This is a genomic window from Promicromonospora sp. NPDC050262 (assembly GCF_040655935.1).
GTDB lineage: Bacteria > Actinomycetota > Actinomycetes > Actinomycetales > Cellulomonadaceae > Promicromonospora.
Window position 1 is genome coordinate 67,075 of record NZ_JBFAKX010000002.1, and the last position, 16,337, is coordinate 83,411.

Annotated in this window: 15 protein-coding genes; 8 read left to right on the plus strand and 7 right to left on the minus strand. The window is 72.7% G+C overall.

Annotation, left to right across the window (positions count from 1 at the left end; translation table 11 throughout):
* Nucleotides 1-26 precede the first annotated feature (26 nt).
* Complete coding sequence (locus AB0I29_RS03745; protein WP_357478230.1) at nt 27-950, minus strand: cation diffusion facilitator family transporter; 924 nt, start codon at nt 948-950, stop codon at nt 27-29.
* Nucleotides 951-999: 49 nt separating this feature from the next.
* A complete protein-coding gene (locus AB0I29_RS03750; protein ID WP_357478970.1) occupies nt 1,000-2,889 on the minus strand; it encodes an ABC transporter ATP-binding protein in 1,890 nt (629 codons plus the stop codon).
* A 221-nt stretch (nt 2,890-3,110) separates the two neighbouring features.
* Between AB0I29_RS03750 and AB0I29_RS03755 the strand changes: the two genes are divergently transcribed.
* A complete protein-coding gene (locus tag AB0I29_RS03755) occupies nt 3,111-4,367 on the plus strand; it encodes a cytochrome P450 (protein ID WP_357478233.1) in 1,257 nt (418 codons plus the stop codon).
* 67 nt (nt 4,368-4,434) lie between these two features.
* Here the strand turns inward: AB0I29_RS03755 and AB0I29_RS03760 are convergent, their stop codons facing one another.
* Complete coding sequence (locus AB0I29_RS03760; protein WP_357478236.1) at nt 4,435-5,367, minus strand: alpha/beta hydrolase; 933 nt, start codon at nt 5,365-5,367, stop codon at nt 4,435-4,437.
* Between the two features lie 128 nt (nt 5,368-5,495).
* Nucleotides 5,496-6,488, minus strand: coding sequence for an alpha/beta hydrolase (locus AB0I29_RS03765; RefSeq protein WP_357478238.1), 993 nt, complete (start codon nt 6,486-6,488; stop codon nt 5,496-5,498).
* Nucleotides 6,489-6,611: 123 nt separating this feature from the next.
* Here AB0I29_RS03765 and coaE point away from each other — a divergent pair, with 123 nt between their 5' ends.
* The 6 genes from coaE (at nt 6,612) to AB0I29_RS03795 (ending at nt 13,050) form a co-directional block, all read left to right on the plus strand.
* On the plus strand, nt 6,612-7,241 hold the full coding sequence (gene coaE / locus AB0I29_RS03770) for a dephospho-CoA kinase (RefSeq protein WP_357478242.1): 630 nt from the start codon (nt 6,612-6,614) through the stop codon (nt 7,239-7,241).
* Between the two features lie 30 nt (nt 7,242-7,271).
* Complete coding sequence (locus tag AB0I29_RS03775; RefSeq protein ID WP_357478245.1) at nt 7,272-7,958, plus strand: pyroglutamyl-peptidase I; 687 nt, start codon at nt 7,272-7,274, stop codon at nt 7,956-7,958.
* An 80-nt stretch (nt 7,959-8,038) separates the two neighbouring features.
* Nucleotides 8,039-10,150, plus strand: a complete 2,112-nt coding sequence (gene uvrB / locus AB0I29_RS03780; protein WP_357478248.1) for an excinuclease ABC subunit UvrB — start codon at nt 8,039-8,041, stop codon at nt 10,148-10,150.
* A 121-nt stretch (nt 10,151-10,271) separates the two neighbouring features.
* Entirely contained in the window at nt 10,272-10,700 is a 429-nt protein-coding gene (locus tag AB0I29_RS03785; protein ID WP_285102327.1) for a VOC family protein, read from the plus strand.
* 92 nt (nt 10,701-10,792) lie between these two features.
* A complete protein-coding gene (locus AB0I29_RS03790; protein ID WP_357478251.1) occupies nt 10,793-11,764 on the plus strand; it encodes an NAD(P)-dependent alcohol dehydrogenase in 972 nt (323 codons plus the stop codon).
* 257 nt (nt 11,765-12,021) lie between these two features.
* Nucleotides 12,022-13,050, plus strand: coding sequence for a TerC family protein (locus tag AB0I29_RS03795; protein ID WP_285102325.1), 1,029 nt, complete (start codon nt 12,022-12,024; stop codon nt 13,048-13,050).
* 90 nt (nt 13,051-13,140) lie between these two features.
* Here the strand turns inward: AB0I29_RS03795 and AB0I29_RS03800 are convergent, their stop codons facing one another.
* Together AB0I29_RS03800 and AB0I29_RS03805 are read right to left on the minus strand one after the other, a co-directional pair.
* Entirely contained in the window at nt 13,141-14,007 is an 867-nt protein-coding gene (locus tag AB0I29_RS03800) for a hypothetical protein (RefSeq protein WP_357478254.1), read from the minus strand.
* A gap of 136 nt (nt 14,008-14,143) precedes the next feature.
* Nucleotides 14,144-14,425 carry a YciI family protein gene (locus AB0I29_RS03805; RefSeq protein WP_357478257.1) on the minus strand — a complete coding sequence of 94 codons (282 nt, stop codon included), beginning with the start codon at nt 14,423-14,425 and terminating at the stop codon, nt 14,144-14,146.
* Nucleotides 14,426-14,514: 89 nt separating this feature from the next.
* Between AB0I29_RS03805 and sthA the strand changes: the two genes are divergently transcribed.
* Entirely contained in the window at nt 14,515-15,933 is a 1,419-nt protein-coding gene (gene sthA / locus AB0I29_RS03810; protein WP_285102322.1) for a Si-specific NAD(P)(+) transhydrogenase, read from the plus strand.
* A gap of 122 nt (nt 15,934-16,055) precedes the next feature.
* Here the strand turns inward: sthA and AB0I29_RS03815 are convergent, their stop codons facing one another.
* A complete protein-coding gene (locus AB0I29_RS03815) occupies nt 16,056-16,292 on the minus strand; it encodes a hypothetical protein (RefSeq protein WP_020014780.1) in 237 nt (78 codons plus the stop codon).
* Nucleotides 16,293-16,337: the final 45 nt, after the last annotated feature.

A 16,337-nucleotide genomic window follows, 5' to 3' on the forward strand; every position in this document is an offset into this window, starting at 1 on the left:
CCGTCGGGTGCGGGCCCGGCGGCCGCTCAGGCGTGCTGCGGGCGCTCGTGGGCGACGTGCGTGTGCGGCTCGACCTGGAACGTGGAGTGCTCCACCGCGATGTCGAAGTGCTGCGCCACGCACTCCTGGAGCTGGTCCAGGATGCGGGCCGCGTGCCCGTCGGTGAAGCAGTCGGTGCGGACCACCACGTGGGCGCTGAGCACGGGCAGGCCGGTGGCGATCAGCGACGCGTGCATGTCGTGCACGTCCTCCACGTGGTCGAGCTCCAGCAGGTGGGCGCGCACCTGGTCGAGGTCCAGCCCGGGCGGGGAGGACTCCAGGAGCACCGAGACGGTCTCGCGCAGCAGCCGCAGGGCCCGCGGGAGGATCAGCGCGCCGATCAGCAGCCCCGCCACGACGTCGGCCCGCTGCCAGCCCGTGAACGTGATGACCAGGGCCGCGACGACGACCGCGAGCGAGCCCAGCGCGTCGTTCACGACCTCCAGGAACGCGGCGCGCAGGTTCAGGTTCGCCGTCCGACGCCCGGCCAGGACGGCCATCGCCGCGACGTTCCCGGCCAGGCCGACCAGACCGAAGACGACGAGCTCGGGGCCGGGCACCTCGGGCGGCGACACGAGCCGCAGCACGCCCTCCACGAGGACGTACACGCCCACGACCAGCAGCACGCCCGCCTGGGCGAGCGCGGCGATCACCTCCGCCCGCCGGTAGCCCCAGGTACGGCGGGCCGACGGCGGACGCTGCGCCAGGCGGGCCGCGAACAGGGCCATCGCGAGACCGGCGGCGTCGGTCAGCAGGTGCACCGTGTCCACGAGCAGCGCGAGGCTGCCCGTCAGCAGCGCGCCGACGACCTGCGCGACCAGGACCGCGGCCGTGATGCCGAACGCGGCGGTCAGCCGGCCGCGGCCGCCGTCGGGCAGGTGCTGGTGGTCGTGCGTGTCCACACGGTCCATCCTCCCAGCCGCCGGTGCCGTCCGCCCGGCCCGGCAGTGGCCCGGAAGCTCAGGATGCCTCGGCGAACTGCGTCCGGTAGAGGTCGGCGTACAGGCCGCCCGTGGCGAGGAGCTCGGCGTGCGTCCCGGACTGGACCACCCGACCGTCGTCGAGCACCACGATGCGGTCGGCGGCGCGCACCGTGGACAGCCGGTGCGCGATGACCAGCGACGTCCGCCCGGCCAGGGCCTGGTCGAGCGCGACCTGCACGGCCGCCTCGGACTCGGAGTCGAGGTGCGCCGTCGCCTCGTCGAGCACCACGATGTCCGGCGCCCGCAGCAGCAGCCGCGCGATCGCCAGGCGCTGCCGCTCGCCGCCCGACAGCCGGTACCCGCGGTCGCCCACGACGGTCTCCAGGCCCTCCGGCAGCCGGTCGACCAGGTCCCAGATGCGCGCCTGGCGCAGCACCCGCTCCAGGTCGGCGTCGGTGGCCTCCGCGCGGACGAACCGCAGGTTCGCCGCGACGGTGTCGTGGAACAGGTGCGCGTCCTGCGAGACGACGCCGACCGTGGCCCGCAGCGACGCGAACGTCACGTCCCGCAGGTCGTGGCCGGCGATGCGGACGGTCCCGGCGGTCGGGTCGTACATGCGGCTGACGAGCTGCGAGACCGTCGTCTTGCCCGCGCCCGACGGGCCCACCAGCGCGACCATCGAGCCGGCGGGGACCTCGAAGGAGACGTCGCGCAGCGTGTCCGTCGTCGGGTCCTTGCGGGGCCCGGCCACCGACTCCAGGGACGCCAGCGACACGTCCTCGGCCCGCGGGTAGCGGAACGTCACGCTCGTCAGCGACAGCGAGGCGCCCCGGGCGGCGACGGCGGCCCGCAGGTCGGCGGCGTCCTCCCGCTCGGCCACCGAGGGCTCCAGGTCCAGCACCTCCAGCACACGCTCGAACGAGACGAGCGCCGTCATCACGTCCACCTGGACGTTCGCCATCGCCGTGAGCGGCCCGTACAGCCGCGTCAGGTACGTGGCCAGCGCCACGACGGTACCCACGGTGAGCTCGCCCGCGATCGCCTGCAGGCCGCCGAACCCGTAGACGCCCGCCACCGCCAGGGACGCGATGGTGGACAGGCCCACCCGGAACCACGTGCCGAACAGCGCGGTCCGCACACCGAGGTCGCGGCGCTCGCGGGCGGGCCCGGCGAACCGCTCGGACTCGGCGTCCGGGTCGCCGAACACCTTGACGAGGTGGGCGCCGGCCACGTTGAACCGCTCGTTCATGACCTGGCCCAGGTCGGCGTCGACCTCCATGCCGCGGCGGGTCAGGCCGGCGAGCCGCCGGCCGAACCAGCGGGCCGGGAACACGAACAGCGGGACCAGCACGAGCGCGCCGAGGGTGAGTTCCCAGGACATGGTGAACATCGCCGCGAGCGTGAACGTGATGGTCAGCGTGTTGGACACGACGGTCTGCAGGGTCGAGGTGAAGGCGCGCTGCGCGCCCAGCACGTCGCCGTTGAGGCGCTGGACGAGCGCCCCGGTGCGGGCCCGGGAGAAGAACGCGAGCGGCATGCGCTGGACGTGGTCGAACACCGCGACCCGCAGGTCGAGGATGAGACCCTCGCCCACCTGGGACGAGACGAGCCGGTCCGCGACGGACAGCCCGGCGGCCAGGATCGCGAGCAGGCCGGCGGCAGCCGCCAGCAGCACGACCAGGCGGGTGTCGCCGTCGACGATCCCGCGGTCGATGATCCGCTGGAACAGCAGCGGCGTGGCCGCCCCGGCCGCGGCCTCCAGGGCCAGGATCAGCACGAACGCGATGAGCCGGCCCCGGTACGGCCGCGCGAACGAGACGATGCGGCGCAGGGTGGCCCAGCCGAGGCGCTGCCGGGTGACGGAACCGTCCTGCGTGAAGGAGCGCAGGGTGCGGCCCCCACCCATGCTCCCGCCGCCTCCGTGCATGCTCACCGTCGGATCGTCCTCACCGTCGAATCGTCCCACGGGGACGGGCCGGCGGCGGCCACGGAGCCTCGCGGACACCTCGCGCGGACACCTGATCCGGCCGTAGCGGGCACCCGGGGGTGATCCGGACCACACGGGTGTTACGCGTTCCTGGTCGGCCGTGATAGAAACCCTCGATCGGGCGTCTACGCAGGTCGCCCCATGAATCGATGGATGAGTCCATGAACAACGACGGGTGGAGTGCCATGCCTGACCTGGAGCCGCAAAGCAGCGGGGGCCGGATGGCGCTGGTGGAGCTGACCGGCGCCGAGGACATGACGGCGGCGCTGCGCGAGCTGCAGGACCAGTGGGGCCCCGTGGCCCCCGTGGACCTGGAGCCGGGTGTCCCCGGCTGGCTCGTGCTCGGGCACGCCGAGGTCATGGAGGTGATGCGGACGGAGAGCGTCTTCGCCAGGGACCCGCGGCACTGGACCGAGCGGCTGCCGATGGACTCGTCGCTGCACGCGATCCTCTCCCCGGCCGGGCGGCGCGCCCTGTACTACGCCGACGGCGCGGAGCACCGGCGCCTGCGGCTGCCGGTGGACGAGGCGTTCGCCGCTATCGACGAGGCGCAGACGGCGGCCATGGTGCGCGGCGTCTGCGGCCGGCTCATCGACTCGTTCGCGGAGCGGGGCGACGCGGACCTGATCGGCGAGTACGCGGCCGCGGTGTCGTTCCTGGCCGTCTCGGGCATGTTCGGCTTCAGCGAGCCGCAGGGGATCGCCCTGCTGCGCTGCGCCCACGGCGTGTTCGGGCACGGCGGCGACGCGGTGGCGGCGCTGACCACGATGGACCAGATCGTGCTGGACCACGTGCAGGCCACCCGGCAGAACCCGGGGCCCAACCTGACCGCCAAGTTCGTCGCGCACCCCAACTTCGAGGACGACACGGAGATCGTGCACTCGATGGTGGTGGCGATCTGCGCCGCCAACGAGATGCTCGTGACCTGGATCGCGGCCACGCTGCGCCGCATGCTCACCGACCCGCGGTACACGGGTCGCGTCACGGGCGTGCGCCGCGGGCTGGACGACGCGATGGACGAGACGCTGTGGGGCGAGCCGCCCGTCGCCAACCTGCCGGCCCGGTACGCCGTCACGGACTGCACGCTGGGCCGGGCGCAGATCCGGGCCGGCGACGCGATCGTGATGGGCCTGGCCGCGGCGAACAACGACCCGCGCGTACGCACCGAGGACGACCTGTTCGAGGCCGGCAACCGGTCGCACCTGTCGTTCGGCGTCGGGCCGCACGCGTGCCCCGCCCGCCGGCCGGGGCGGCTCGTGGTGAAGATCGCCGTGGAGAGCCTGATGGAGCGCCTGGACCTGCGGCTGACCGACCCGCAGGTCACGTGGGCGCCGTCGCCGTGGTCGCGCTACCCGGCCGTGCTGCCGGTGGCGTTCACGCCCGAGCGCAAGGTCGCGCGGACGCCGGCCCGGGTCTGAGCCCGGCGGCGCGCTCCGGCGGCTGCCCCCCACTCCGGCCACCTCCCGTCGACCGGCACGTCGCGCATCAGCGCGCCGATGTCGGTCGACGGGCGCTACGGCCGGCCGCCAGCCGGGTCACGTCGAGCACCGCCTGGACGAACGCGTCCGGTGCCTCCTGGGGGAGGTTGTGCCCGGCGTCCGGTACCCGACGGTGCAGGCGGGGGCCCGTGAAGCGGCTGGTGTCGGGGACCTCGTCGATCACGGGGAAGTTGCCGTCGGCGAGGCCGGCCAGGGTCACCGTCGGGACCCCGACCGGGGGCAACGGTGCGAGGGCGTGCTCGAAGGCGTCGTACTCCGGTGCGCCGGGTGCCGCGCCCAGCCTGTGCCGGTAGGAGTGCAGCACGACGTCGACGTAGTCGGGGTTGTCGAACGCGGCCGCCGCTCGGTCGAGCGTCGCCTGGTCGAAGTCCCACGCCGGCGAGTTACGGCGCCAGATCACCTCGGCGATCTCACGGCGGTTGGCCGTCAGGCCGGCCCGTCCGCGCTCGGTGAGGAAGTAGTAGAAGTACCAGAAGCCGGCCTCGAGGTCAGGACGGATGGGTCGCGCCGACGCGGCGACGTCCTGGATCAGGTAGCCGTTGACGCTGACGAGTCCCGTGACCCGCTCGGGCCGCAGGGCCGCCACCACGCACGCGGCGCGGCCGCCCCAGTCGTAGCCGGCGAGCACGGCCTCGGGGATCTCGAGGGCGTCGAGCAGGCCGAGGACGTCCGCGCCGAGCGCCGCCTGCTGGCCGGAGCGCGGCGTCCGGTCGTCGCGGAACCGGGTCGGACCGTGGCCGCGGAGGTAGGGCACGACGACCCGGTAGCCGAGCGCCGCCAGCCGGGGTGCGACGTCCACGTAGCTGTGGACGTCATAGGGATATCCGTGGAGCAGAACCACTGCCGGGCCGCCGACCGGCCCGTCCTCGACGTACGCGATGTCGAGGACGTCGGTGAGGGCATGCTGGATGGGGGTCATCGAGGTTCCTCTCGTCTCGCGCGCCGCGGCACGGCACGCTCACAACCGACCGACCGGGCAGGGGTCAGGTTCTGTGACACGACAGCCCGGTGACCCGGCCCGGGTCTGCGGACCCGGGACGCCCGGCCCTACCGGCCCAGCGAGTCGACGAACGCCCTGCTCACCTCGGAGATCCGGGACCGGGCCTCGTCGTGGGTGATCGTCGCGGTGCCGTCGCCGGGCTGCGGCCCGTAGTCGCCGAAGAAGGCGTGGACCGCGCCGCCCACCACGGTGTACGTGGTGGACGGCGGCAGGTTCGCCCGCGAGGCCTCGATCGTGGCGGGCGTGGCGAGGCCGTCCCGCGAGGCGGAGACGGACTCGACCGCCGGCGTCAGCGAGCTCAGGTCCTCGGCCGGGTAGGACGCATACAGGAGCAGGCCGACGGCGGGCGCGCCGGCGTCGTCCGCCGCGCCGGCGGCGTCCGTGGACGCGACGACGCCGCCCAGCGAGTGCCCGCCCACGACCCAGCGCTCGGCTGCGGGCACCTCGGCGCGGGCGGCGTCGAACGCCCCGCCGGCGAGGAACGCGACGGCGAGCGGCTGCTTGGCGATCACCACCGTGTGCCCCGCCTCGGCCAGCGGGCGCAGGACCGCGGCGTACGCCCGTGCCTCGACCTTGGCCCCGGGGCGGAAGAAGACGGCGGTCCCGGCTGCGTCCCCGTCGGAGGCCGTGTCCTCCGCAGCTTCCCCGTCCGAATCCCCGGCGGGCGCGAGCACGACGCGCGTCGCGGACTCGGTGACGGTCACGGACTCGTCCGAGTACATCGCGGTCAGCGCCGGCTCCACGGCCGTGAACGGGCGCAGCCAGGCCATGGCGGCGATCCAGACGAGCCCCGCGACGACCAGTGCCACGTCGAGGACCCGGCGTCCGGCCGGCCGGGTCGGACGCGGCCGGCGGCCCGGCCACAGCGCCCACCCGCAGCCCAGGACGGTCAGGCCCAGCAGCACCGCGTAGGCGGGATGCCCGTGCACCACCGCGCCCCACGCGGTCAGGCAGGCCCACAGCACGACGAGCAGCCCGGCGGCCGCGACCGCCCGGACGGTCCAGGTGAGCCATGCCGGCCGGCCCCTGTCGACGATCATCGTGCCCCTTCTGCCTGGCGTACTGTGGTCCCGTGCCCGTCCGGGTCGCGGGACGTGCGGTCACACCGTACGCGCGGACCGGGACCGCGGCAGAAATCCAACGATCCCGGCACTGAGGACCACATGTTCCGCATCGGACTGACCGGAGGGATCGCGGCCGGCAAGTCGGTCGCGGCCGTGCGCCTGGCCGAGCTCGGCGCCGTCGTCGTCGACCACGACCTGCTGGCCCGGGAGGCCGTCGCGCCCGGCTCGGTCGGCCTGGCCGAGATCGTCGAGGCGTTCGGCCCGGGGGTCCTGACGCCGGACGGCGGCCTCGACCGGCCGGCCCTCGGGGCCCTCGTGTTCGCCGACGCCGCCGCGCGCAGCCGCCTGAACGAGATCGTCCACCCCGAGGTGCGCCGGCTCTCGGCGGAGCGCGAGGCCATGGCGGGCGCCGCCGACCCCGCCGCCGTCGTGGTGCACGACATCCCCCTGCTGGTCGAGACCGGGCAGGCAGAGCACTTCCACCTCGTCGTCGTGGTGCACACCCCCGCGGAGCTGCGCGTGCGCCGCCTCGTGGAGGGCCGGGGCCTGACCGAGGACGCCGCCCGCGCCCGCATCGCGGCACAGGCGGGCGACGACGAGCGGCTCGCCGCCGCGGACGTCACCCTCGACGGCTCGGGCAGCGAGGACGACCTGCGCTCCCAGGTCGATACGCTGTGGCAGCGCGTGGCCGGCGAGGTCGCGCAGGAGGCGGAGGCGGACACCGTGTGAACCGGGCCGCCCCGGGGAGGAGCAGCCACGATGAAGGTTCTGGTCACGGGGTTCGAGCCGTTCGGCGGTGACGCGGTCAACGCCTCCGCCGAGGCGGTCGCGGCGCTCGCGGAGCGCTGGGCGGGACCCGAGGAGCTGGTCACCGCCGTCCTTCCGGTCGAGTTCGACCAGGTCCGCGGCGCGGACGGCCCGCTGCTGAGCCTGCTGGACGAGCACGTGCCCGACGTCGTCGTGGCCGTGGGCCTGGCCGCCGGCGTCACCCAGGTGCGGGTCGAGCGGGTGGCGATCAACCTGATGGACGCGCGCATCCCCGACAACGGCGGCGCCCAGCCCGTCGACGCCCCGGTGGTCGAGGGCGGCCCCGCCGCCCGGTTCGCCACGCTCCCCGTCAAGGCGGCGGCCGACGCCGTCCGGGCGGCGGGCATCCCCGCCGGCGTCACGTACAGCGCCGGCACGTACGTCTGCAACGCCACCTTCTACGCCCTCCAGCACGCGCTGGCCGGGCGGCCCGGCGTGCTCTCGGGCTTCGTCCACGTGCCGCGCACCACGGAGGAGGTCGGCGCGGAGGCGTCGGCGTCCGCCCTCGTGGACGGCGGCGAGGCGCACCTCCCGGTCGGCGAGCTCGCCCGGGCCCTGGAGATCGTGGTGCGCACGGCGCTCGCGGCGGCCCGCGGCGAGGTCACGGAGCCGGCCGTGGCGGCGGGGACGCTGCACTGAGCGGGCACTGAGCGGGCACTGACGGGGCCCGGACGGGCCCCGCGCACCGGAGTGTCAGTGGTCCGCCGTACGGTAGTGGCATGCGACCCGTGACCGATCTGCAGCGCACGGTGGCCCCGTTCGAGGTCATCTCCGAGTACCAGCCCGCCGGCGACCAGCCGACGGCCATCGCCGAGCTGACCGAACGTGTCCAGGCGGGCGAGAAGGACGTGGTGCTGCTCGGCGCCACGGGTACGGGCAAGTCCGCGACCACGGCCTGGCTCGTCGAGAAGCTCCAGCGGCCCACCCTGGTCATGGCGCCCAACAAGACGCTCGCCGCGCAGCTCGCCACGGAGTTCCGCGAGCTGCTGCCCAACAACGCGGTCGAGTACTTCGTCTCGTACTACGACTACTACCAGCCCGAGGCGTACATCGCGCAGACGGACACCTACATCGAGAAGGACTCGTCGATCAACGACGAGGTGGAGCGCCTGCGGCACTCGGCCACCTCGTCGCTGCTGACCCGACGGGACGTCGTCGTGGTGGCCTCGGTGTCCTGCATCTACGGCCTGGGCACCCCGCAGGAGTACGTGGACCGCATGGTCCGGCTCGACGTCGGGGACGTCGTGGACCGCGACGACCTGCTGCGCCAGTTCGTCACCATGCAGTACACGCGCAACGACATGTCGTTCACGCGCGGCACGTTCCGGGTGCGCGGCGACACCGTGGAGATCATCCCGGTGTACGAGGAGCTCGCGATCCGGATCGAGATGTTCGGCGACGAGATCGAGTCGATCCAGACGCTGCACCCGCTCACGGGCGACGTGGTGCGCAACGAGGAGTCGATCTACGTGTTCCCGGCCACGCACTACGTCGCGGGCCCGGAGCGCATGGAGCGCGCCATCGGCGGCATCGAGAAGGAGCTCGAGGAGCGGCTCGCCGAGCTGGAGAAGCAGGGCAAGCTGCTGGAGGCGCAGCGGCTGCGCATGCGCACCACCTACGACATCGAGATGATGCGCTCGATCGGCACCTGCGCCGGCATCGAGAACTACTCGATGCACATCGACGGCCGCGAGCCGGGCACCGCACCCAACACGCTGCTCGACTACTTCCCCGAGGACTTCCTGCTCGTCATCGACGAGTCGCACCAGACGGTGCCGCAGATCGGGGCGATGTTCGAGGGCGACGCGTCCCGCAAGCGCGCGCTCGTCGACCACGGCTTCCGCCTGCCGAGCGCGATGGACAACCGCCCCCTGAAGTGGGAGGAGTTCACCGAGCGCATCGGGCAGACCGTGTACCTCTCGGCCACGCCCGGCGACTACGAGCGCTCGCTGTCCGACGGTGTCGTCGAGCAGGTCATCCGCCCCACCGGGCTGATCGACCCCGAGGTGGTCGTCAAGCCGACGACCGGCCAGATCGACGACCTGCTGGGCGAGATCCGCGACCGGGTGGACCGCAACGAGCGCGTCCTGGTGACCACGCTGACGAAGAAGATGGCCGAGGACCTCACGGACTACTTCCTGGAGCGCAACGTCCGGGTGCGCTACCTGCACTCCGACGTGGACACGCTGCGCCGCGTCGAGCTGCTGCGCGAGCTGCGGCTCGGCGAGTACGACGTGCTCGTGGGCATCAACCTGCTGCGCGAGGGCCTCGACCTGCCCGAGGTGTCGCTGGTCGCGATCCTCGACGCCGACAAGGAGGGCTTCCTGCGGTCCGGGCGGTCGCTGATCCAGACGATCGGCCGCGCGGCACGTAACGTGTCGGGTCAGGTGCACATGTACGCGGACAAGATCACGCCGGCCATGCAGATGGCCCTCGACGAGACGAACCGGCGCCGCGAGAAGCAGATCGCCTACAACACCGAGCGCGGCCTGGACCCGCAGCCGCTGCGCAAGAAGATCGCCGACGTCACGGACATGCTCGCGCGCGAGGACCTCGACACCGCCGAGCTGCTGGCCGGCGGGTACCGCAACAGCCGCAAGTCGAAGGGCGAGGGCCGGGCCCCCGTGCCGGGCACGCCCAAGGAGGCCGCGACGTCGGGCAACCGGCTGGCGGGTGCCGCCGCGAGCGAGCTGGCCGAACTCATCCAGGAGCTCGCCGACCAGATGCACGCCGCGGCCGCGGAGCTGCAGTTCGAGGTCGCCGCGCGCCTGCGCGACGAGATCTCGGGGCTCAAGAAGGAGCTGCGGCAGATGCAGGCGGCGACGGCCTGAGGCCGTCGCGGGCCGCGAGCGGGACAGGCAGGCGGCACGGCAAGGACGGCAAGGCGGACGGCACAGCAAGGACGACACGGACCCACGACTCGGACCCACGACTCGGACGGAGTGCAGCGCCATGGCCCTGACGTTCCAGGTGACCTTCGACGCGGCCGACCCCCGCGCGCTCGGCGACTTCTGGTGCGAGGTACTCGGCTACGTGCGCGACGCGCCTCCCGCGGGCTTCGGCTCGTGGGAGGAGGCCCTGACCGCCTGGGGCCTGCCCGAGGAGCGGTGGAACGACAAGAACGCCGTCAGCGATCCGGACGGCGTGGGCCCGCGCATCTTCATCCAGAAGGTGCCCGAGCCCAGGACGGCCAAGAACCGTGTGCACCTCGACGTCGACGTGGCCGCCGGCCTGACCGGCGACGAACGGGTCGCGAAGATCCGCGCCGAGGCGGAGCGGGTCACGGCGCTCGGGGCCGGCGTCGTCAACGAGGCCACCGAGCTCGGTGAGTTCTGGATCGTGCTGCGCGACCCCGAGGGCAACGAGTTCTGCCTGCAGTGAGGCGCCGAGTTCATCCTTGACCCGCTCCCGGGGCCCGGTGGACCCTGATCGCGCAGGGTGGCAGCGCACGTCGGGAGAAGTGGCGGGGCCGGATGCGGGCACTCACGCAGGACAAGTACGGCTGGGACGCTCTCGCGGTGCGCGACGTCCCCGACCCGGTGCCCGGCGAGGGCCAGGTGCTGGTCCAGGTGCACGCGGCCGGCGTCAACCCCTACGACTGGCACTACGCCGCCGGGCAGCCGCTGATCGCCCGTCCGACGCTCGGCGGTCTGGGCGGGCCGCGGCCCGCGGTGCGGGGCGCGGACCTCTCGGGCGTCGTGGTGGAGGCCGGACCTGGCGTCACGGCTTTCGCGCCGGGCGACGAGGTGTTCGGCTTCGGGACGGGCGGCACGTTCGCGGAGCTGGCGCTCGCGGACGTCGACAGCATCTCCCGCCGGCCGGTCGACCTCGCCCACGTCGAGGCGGCGGCGATGCCCATGGCCGCCGTCACGGCCCTGCAGTTCCTGCGCGCCGCCGAGCTCACGGCCGGGCAGCGCATCGCGATCACGGGCGCGGGCGGTGGGATCGGGCACTTCGCGGTGCAGATCGCGGCTGCCTGGGGCGCCCACGTGACCGGGGTGTGCGGCCCGCGCAACGCCGCGATGGTGCGCGAGCTGGGTGCGTCCGAGGTCGTCGACTACACGCAGGACGACGTCACGGCGGGCGAGCCCCGCTTCGACGTCGTCTTCACCAACGCCGGCCGGTACCCGCTGCGGGCGCTCGGCCGCGTGCTCGTGCCGGGCGGGCTGCTGCTCGCCAACGACGGGAGCCGGGAGGGTCTGCTCGGCCCGATGCCCGGGCTGGTGGTGGCGCCGCTGCTGTCGCGGCTGCGTCCGTACCGGATCGTGAACGTCACGGCGACCACGAGCGGCGAGGACCTGGCCGTGCTGGACGGGATGGTCGCCGACGGCGTGCTGCTGCCCATCGTGAGCGCCACCTACCCGCTCGAGCGCGCGGTGGACGCGATCCGGCAGGTGGCCGGGCACGGCCACGCGCGCGGCAAGCTCGTGGTCACGCTCGTCTGAACGTGCCGCAGATCACGTCCGGGAACAAACCTGACGTCCCGTATGCTTTCCCTCCGTTGGAGGGGAGTACCTCAGAACGGCCCGGTCGTCATCACAGCTGCCGATGACGCCAGCTCGGCCTGGCCGGCTCGTGGTGCACCGGTGTGTGGTCTCGGCCAGGCTGGTGCACGGGCGGGCGAGGAAGACCTCCGGTGCCCTGCTGTGCTCACCGGAGGCTCGATGCGATCGCGCGTTCCTCCCTGTTCCGGAAGGAAACAATGGTCCACGAACTGCCCGTGACCTTCGAACTGATCTCGCTCGGCGCGATGGTCCTGCTGCTGGTCGCCGACCTCCTCATCGTCGGACGGCGACCGCACGTGCCGACCATGAAGGAGAGCGCCGTCTGGGTGAGCTTCTACGTGGGCCTCGCCCTGGTCTACGGCGTCATCGTCTGGGCCGTCGGCGGCGTGACCCCGGCGGCGGAGTTCTACGCAGGCTGGCTCATGGAGTACTCCCTGAGCGTCGACAACCTCTTCGTGTTCGTCATCATCATGGCCCGGTTCGCGGTGCCGCGTGACCAGCAGCAGAAGGTGCTCATGGTGGGCATCATCATGGCGCTGATCTTCCGTGCCGCGTTCATCCTCGCCGGTGCCGCCCTGATCGAGCAGTTCACCTGGCTGTTCTACCTCTTCGGCGCGTTCCTCATCTACACGGCGATCCAGCAGGCGATCCCGGAGAAGGAGGACGAGCACGACGACTACAAGGAGAACGCGCTCATCCGGGTGATGCGCAGGGTCCTGCCGCTGCACCACCAGTACAACGAGGGCAGGCTGACCACCACGGTCGACGGCCGTCGTCTGTTCACGCCGCTGATCATCGTCTTCCTGGCGATCGGCTCGACGGACGTGCTGTTCGCGGTCGACTCGATCCCGGCGATCTTCGGGATCACCAAGGACCCGTTCATCGTGTTCGCCACCAACCTGTTCGCGCTGATGGGCCTGCGCCAGCTCTACTTCCTGCTGGGCGGCCTGCTCGACCGGCTGGTGTACCTGCCCTACGCGCTCTCGGCCGTCCTCGGCTTCATCGGCGTCAAGCTGATCCTCGAGGCGTTGCACACCAACTCGCTGTCCTGGATCAACGGCGGCGAGGGTTTCCACTGGGCGCCCGAGATCCCGATCTGGCTCTCGCTCACGGTGATCGTGGTCTCCCTCGCGGTCGGCACGGTCGCGAGCCTGATCAAGTCCGCGCACGACGCGCGGATCGAGGCGGCCCAGCCGGCGCCCGAGCCGGAGGACGCTACGAAGTGACCGCCTGAGCGACTCCGGGCAGCAGCACGGCAGGCCGGCGGCCGCGTCCCCGAGGGGGCGCGGCCGCCGGCCGTTCGCTCTCGGTGCTGGTCAGACCACCGTGTAGTCGACCTCGATCGAGAAGATCTCCCGGTCCCCGGACCGGATGGTCCCGGTGAACGCCCGGCCGTGGACGGCGGGCTCGGCCGGGGCCGAGGGCTCGACGTCCACCGTGCAGAGCTCGCCGGCCGCGGCCAGGTTGTCCGCCCGCAGCCGGAAGAGCCCCGGCAGCCAGCGGGAGTCGGGGCCGGCGGCCGCCTCCAGCACGTGGTCGAAGAGCGCGAACGCGGCGTAGCCGGCCACGGACACGGGCAGCGCCGGATAGCTGTCGAAGTGTCCCCGGCACATCGACGCCTCGACCGCCAGCTTGGCCGTTGCGCTCCGGGCGTCGGTGGCGACGTCGACGAGCGGGGCGGGCAGGCCGTAGGGGTTGGCCGGCTCCGCCGCGTCGGGTGCCCGGGGCGGGCCCATCATGCGGCGGAAGACGGGCACGGACATGACGAGGTACTCGACGTCCATCTGTGCCACGAGGTTGCCGTGGGCGTCGCGCAGCTCGGTCCGGGCCTCGGCACGGTGCCGGCCCGTCATCTGCGCGCTCGCCGTCCCGGTGAGCGCGGTCAGGGGTCCGGTGGCCGGAAACATCCGGCCGACGCCGCGGTGCGCGAGGTAGTAGTGCCGCCTGGAGCTCGGGTTGGTCGTGGCCGCCGCGCACAGGCCGAGGATGGCGAGGTGCCGGCCGGCCTCCGCGATGTTGACCGGCGTGGCCTGCCGTCCCGTCGGCGACTGGACCGGGACCCGTGCGCTGGTGAGCCCGGGTTCCGGGCTGGTCAGCTCGCTGAGTGCGTAGTAGGGCGGCGTCACGCAGATGCGCGGGCCGATCTGGTCGTATCCCACCGATGTACCGTCGACAGAGGTCATGCAGTGCCTCCCCGAACCTAGTCAGCAGTGTTCGAACAGGCATCATGTGCACCATGGAGCGCGCCACGCCATGCTCGAAACGTGACTATTAAGTAAAAACCTCTGTATGGATGGGTATAGGGTGAATTGGCGGGTGCTACTCGGCGAGGCCACCGATCACCACGTCCCACTGCCGCACGCCCCGCTCGGCGACCAGCCCGCGGAGCGCGAACGGGTCCTCGTCCAGGATCGCCAGCGCCGCGTCGGCCGACTCCGCCTCGAGGATCAGCAGGGCGCCGACCCCGCCGTCGACCGGGCCCGAGGCGCGCACCACGCCGTCCGTGTTGAGGGCGCGCAGGAAGGCGCGGTGGCTGGGGCGGACCTCGTCGCGGGTCGCGACGTCGTCGGAGTAGGTGTAACTGACGGCGAAGATGCTCATGGGCGCAGCCTGCCATCCGCGCGGGGCAGCCGGTTAATTCTTGATGAAGACGCTCGTCACGGGCCGCCGTCGGCCGCCACACTCGGAGCATGGACGCACGTGAGAACCACTTCGACCTCGTCGTGATCGGCTCCGGCCCCGGCGGTCAGAAGGCCGCGATCGGCGCCGCCAAGCTCGGCAGGCGCGTGGCGGTGGTGGAACGGCGCGACCAGGTCGGCGGGGTGAGCCTGCACACCGGCACCATCCCGTCCAAGACCCTGCGCGAGGCGGTGCTGTACCTGACCGGCCTGCAGATGCGCGACGTCTACGGCTCCAGCTACCGGCTCAAGGAGCACATCACCGTCCCCGACCTGCTCGCCCGGCTGCAGCACGTCATCGGGCGGGAGATCGAGGTGGTGCGCAACCAGCTCGCCCGCAACCACGTCGAGACCGTCGTGGGCAGCGCCCGGTTCACCGGCCCGCACGACATCGAGGTGACCGACGCCGAGGGCGACGTCGTGCGCCGGCTGACCGCCGACAAGGTGGTCATCGCGGTCGGCACCGCGCCCGCCCGGCCCGCCAACATCGCGTTCGACGGCGTCCGCGTGGTCGACTCCGACGGCATCCTCGACGTCAGCCAGGTGCCCCGGACCATGGTCGTGGTCGGCGCCGGCGTGATCGGCATCGAGTACGCCTCCCTCTTCGCCGCGCTCGGCACGCGGGTCACCGTCGTCGAGGCGCGCGACCGGATCCTCGACTTCTGCGACTCCGAGGTGGTCGAGGCCCTCAAGTTCCAGCTCCGCGACCTGTCGGTGACGTTCCGGCTGGGGGAGACCGTCGCGTCGGTCACCGCCGGCGCGGAGGGCACCGTCACCGCCCTGGCCTCCGGCAAGCGGATCCCCGCCGACTGCGTCCTGTACTCCGCCGGCCGCCAGGGGTCCACCGACGGCCTCGACCTCGCGGCGGCCGGCCTGGAGGCGGACAAGCGCGGCCGCCTCCAGGTCGACAAGCAGTTCCGCACCGACGTCGAGCACATCTACGCCGTCGGCGACGTCATCGGCTTCCCGGCGCTCGCGGCGACCTCGCAGGAGCAGGGGCGCCTGGCGGCGTACCACGCGTTCGGCGAGCCCGTCTCGTCCGTGCTGGAGCTGCAGCCCATCGGGATCTACACGATCCCGGAGATCTCCTACTGCGGGGACACCGAGGACCAGCTCACCACCGCGGGCGTGCCCTACGAGGTGGGCGTCGCGCGCTACCGCGAGCTCGCGCGCGGGCAGATCGTGGGCGACTCCTACGGGATGCTCAAGCTGCTGGTCTCCACCGAGGACCGCAAGGTGCTGGGGGTGCACGTGTTCGGGACGGGCGCCACGGAGATCATCCACATCGGGCAGGCGATCATGACCACGGGCGGCACCGTGGACCACCTGGTCGACACCGTCTTCAACTACCCGACGCTCGCGGAGGCCTACAAGGTCGCGGCGCTGGACGCGACGAACAAGATGCGCGACGTGGAGCGGTTCGGGCTCTGATCCCGGGACCTGGCGCCCCGCGACCCGGCGCCCCGGGACCCGGCCGGGCGGACGGCGAGGGCGCCCGCCCACCGTGTGGTGGACGGGCGCCCTCGGCGTGCTGAGCGGGCGGTGCGGCAGGTCTACTTGTCGCCGGCGATCGCGGGCACCTCGGCGTCCGCGAGGGTCACGAGCGCCTGGGCGTGCACGGCGTGCTGCCAGTTGCCCAGGTCCGCGACCGTCTTGATCTTGAGCTCGGCGAGCATCTCGTCGTGCTTCGGCGTGAGGCCGAGCAGCGCCGACGGCGGCGCCGCGAGGATCGCGGCGATGCTCTGGTCCTTGTAGGCCTTGTCGACGAGCTTGTTCAGGTTCAGGCTCACGTGCCTGCCTTTCGTCCGTGCGGTCGTGGATCGGCCGGATTCTCA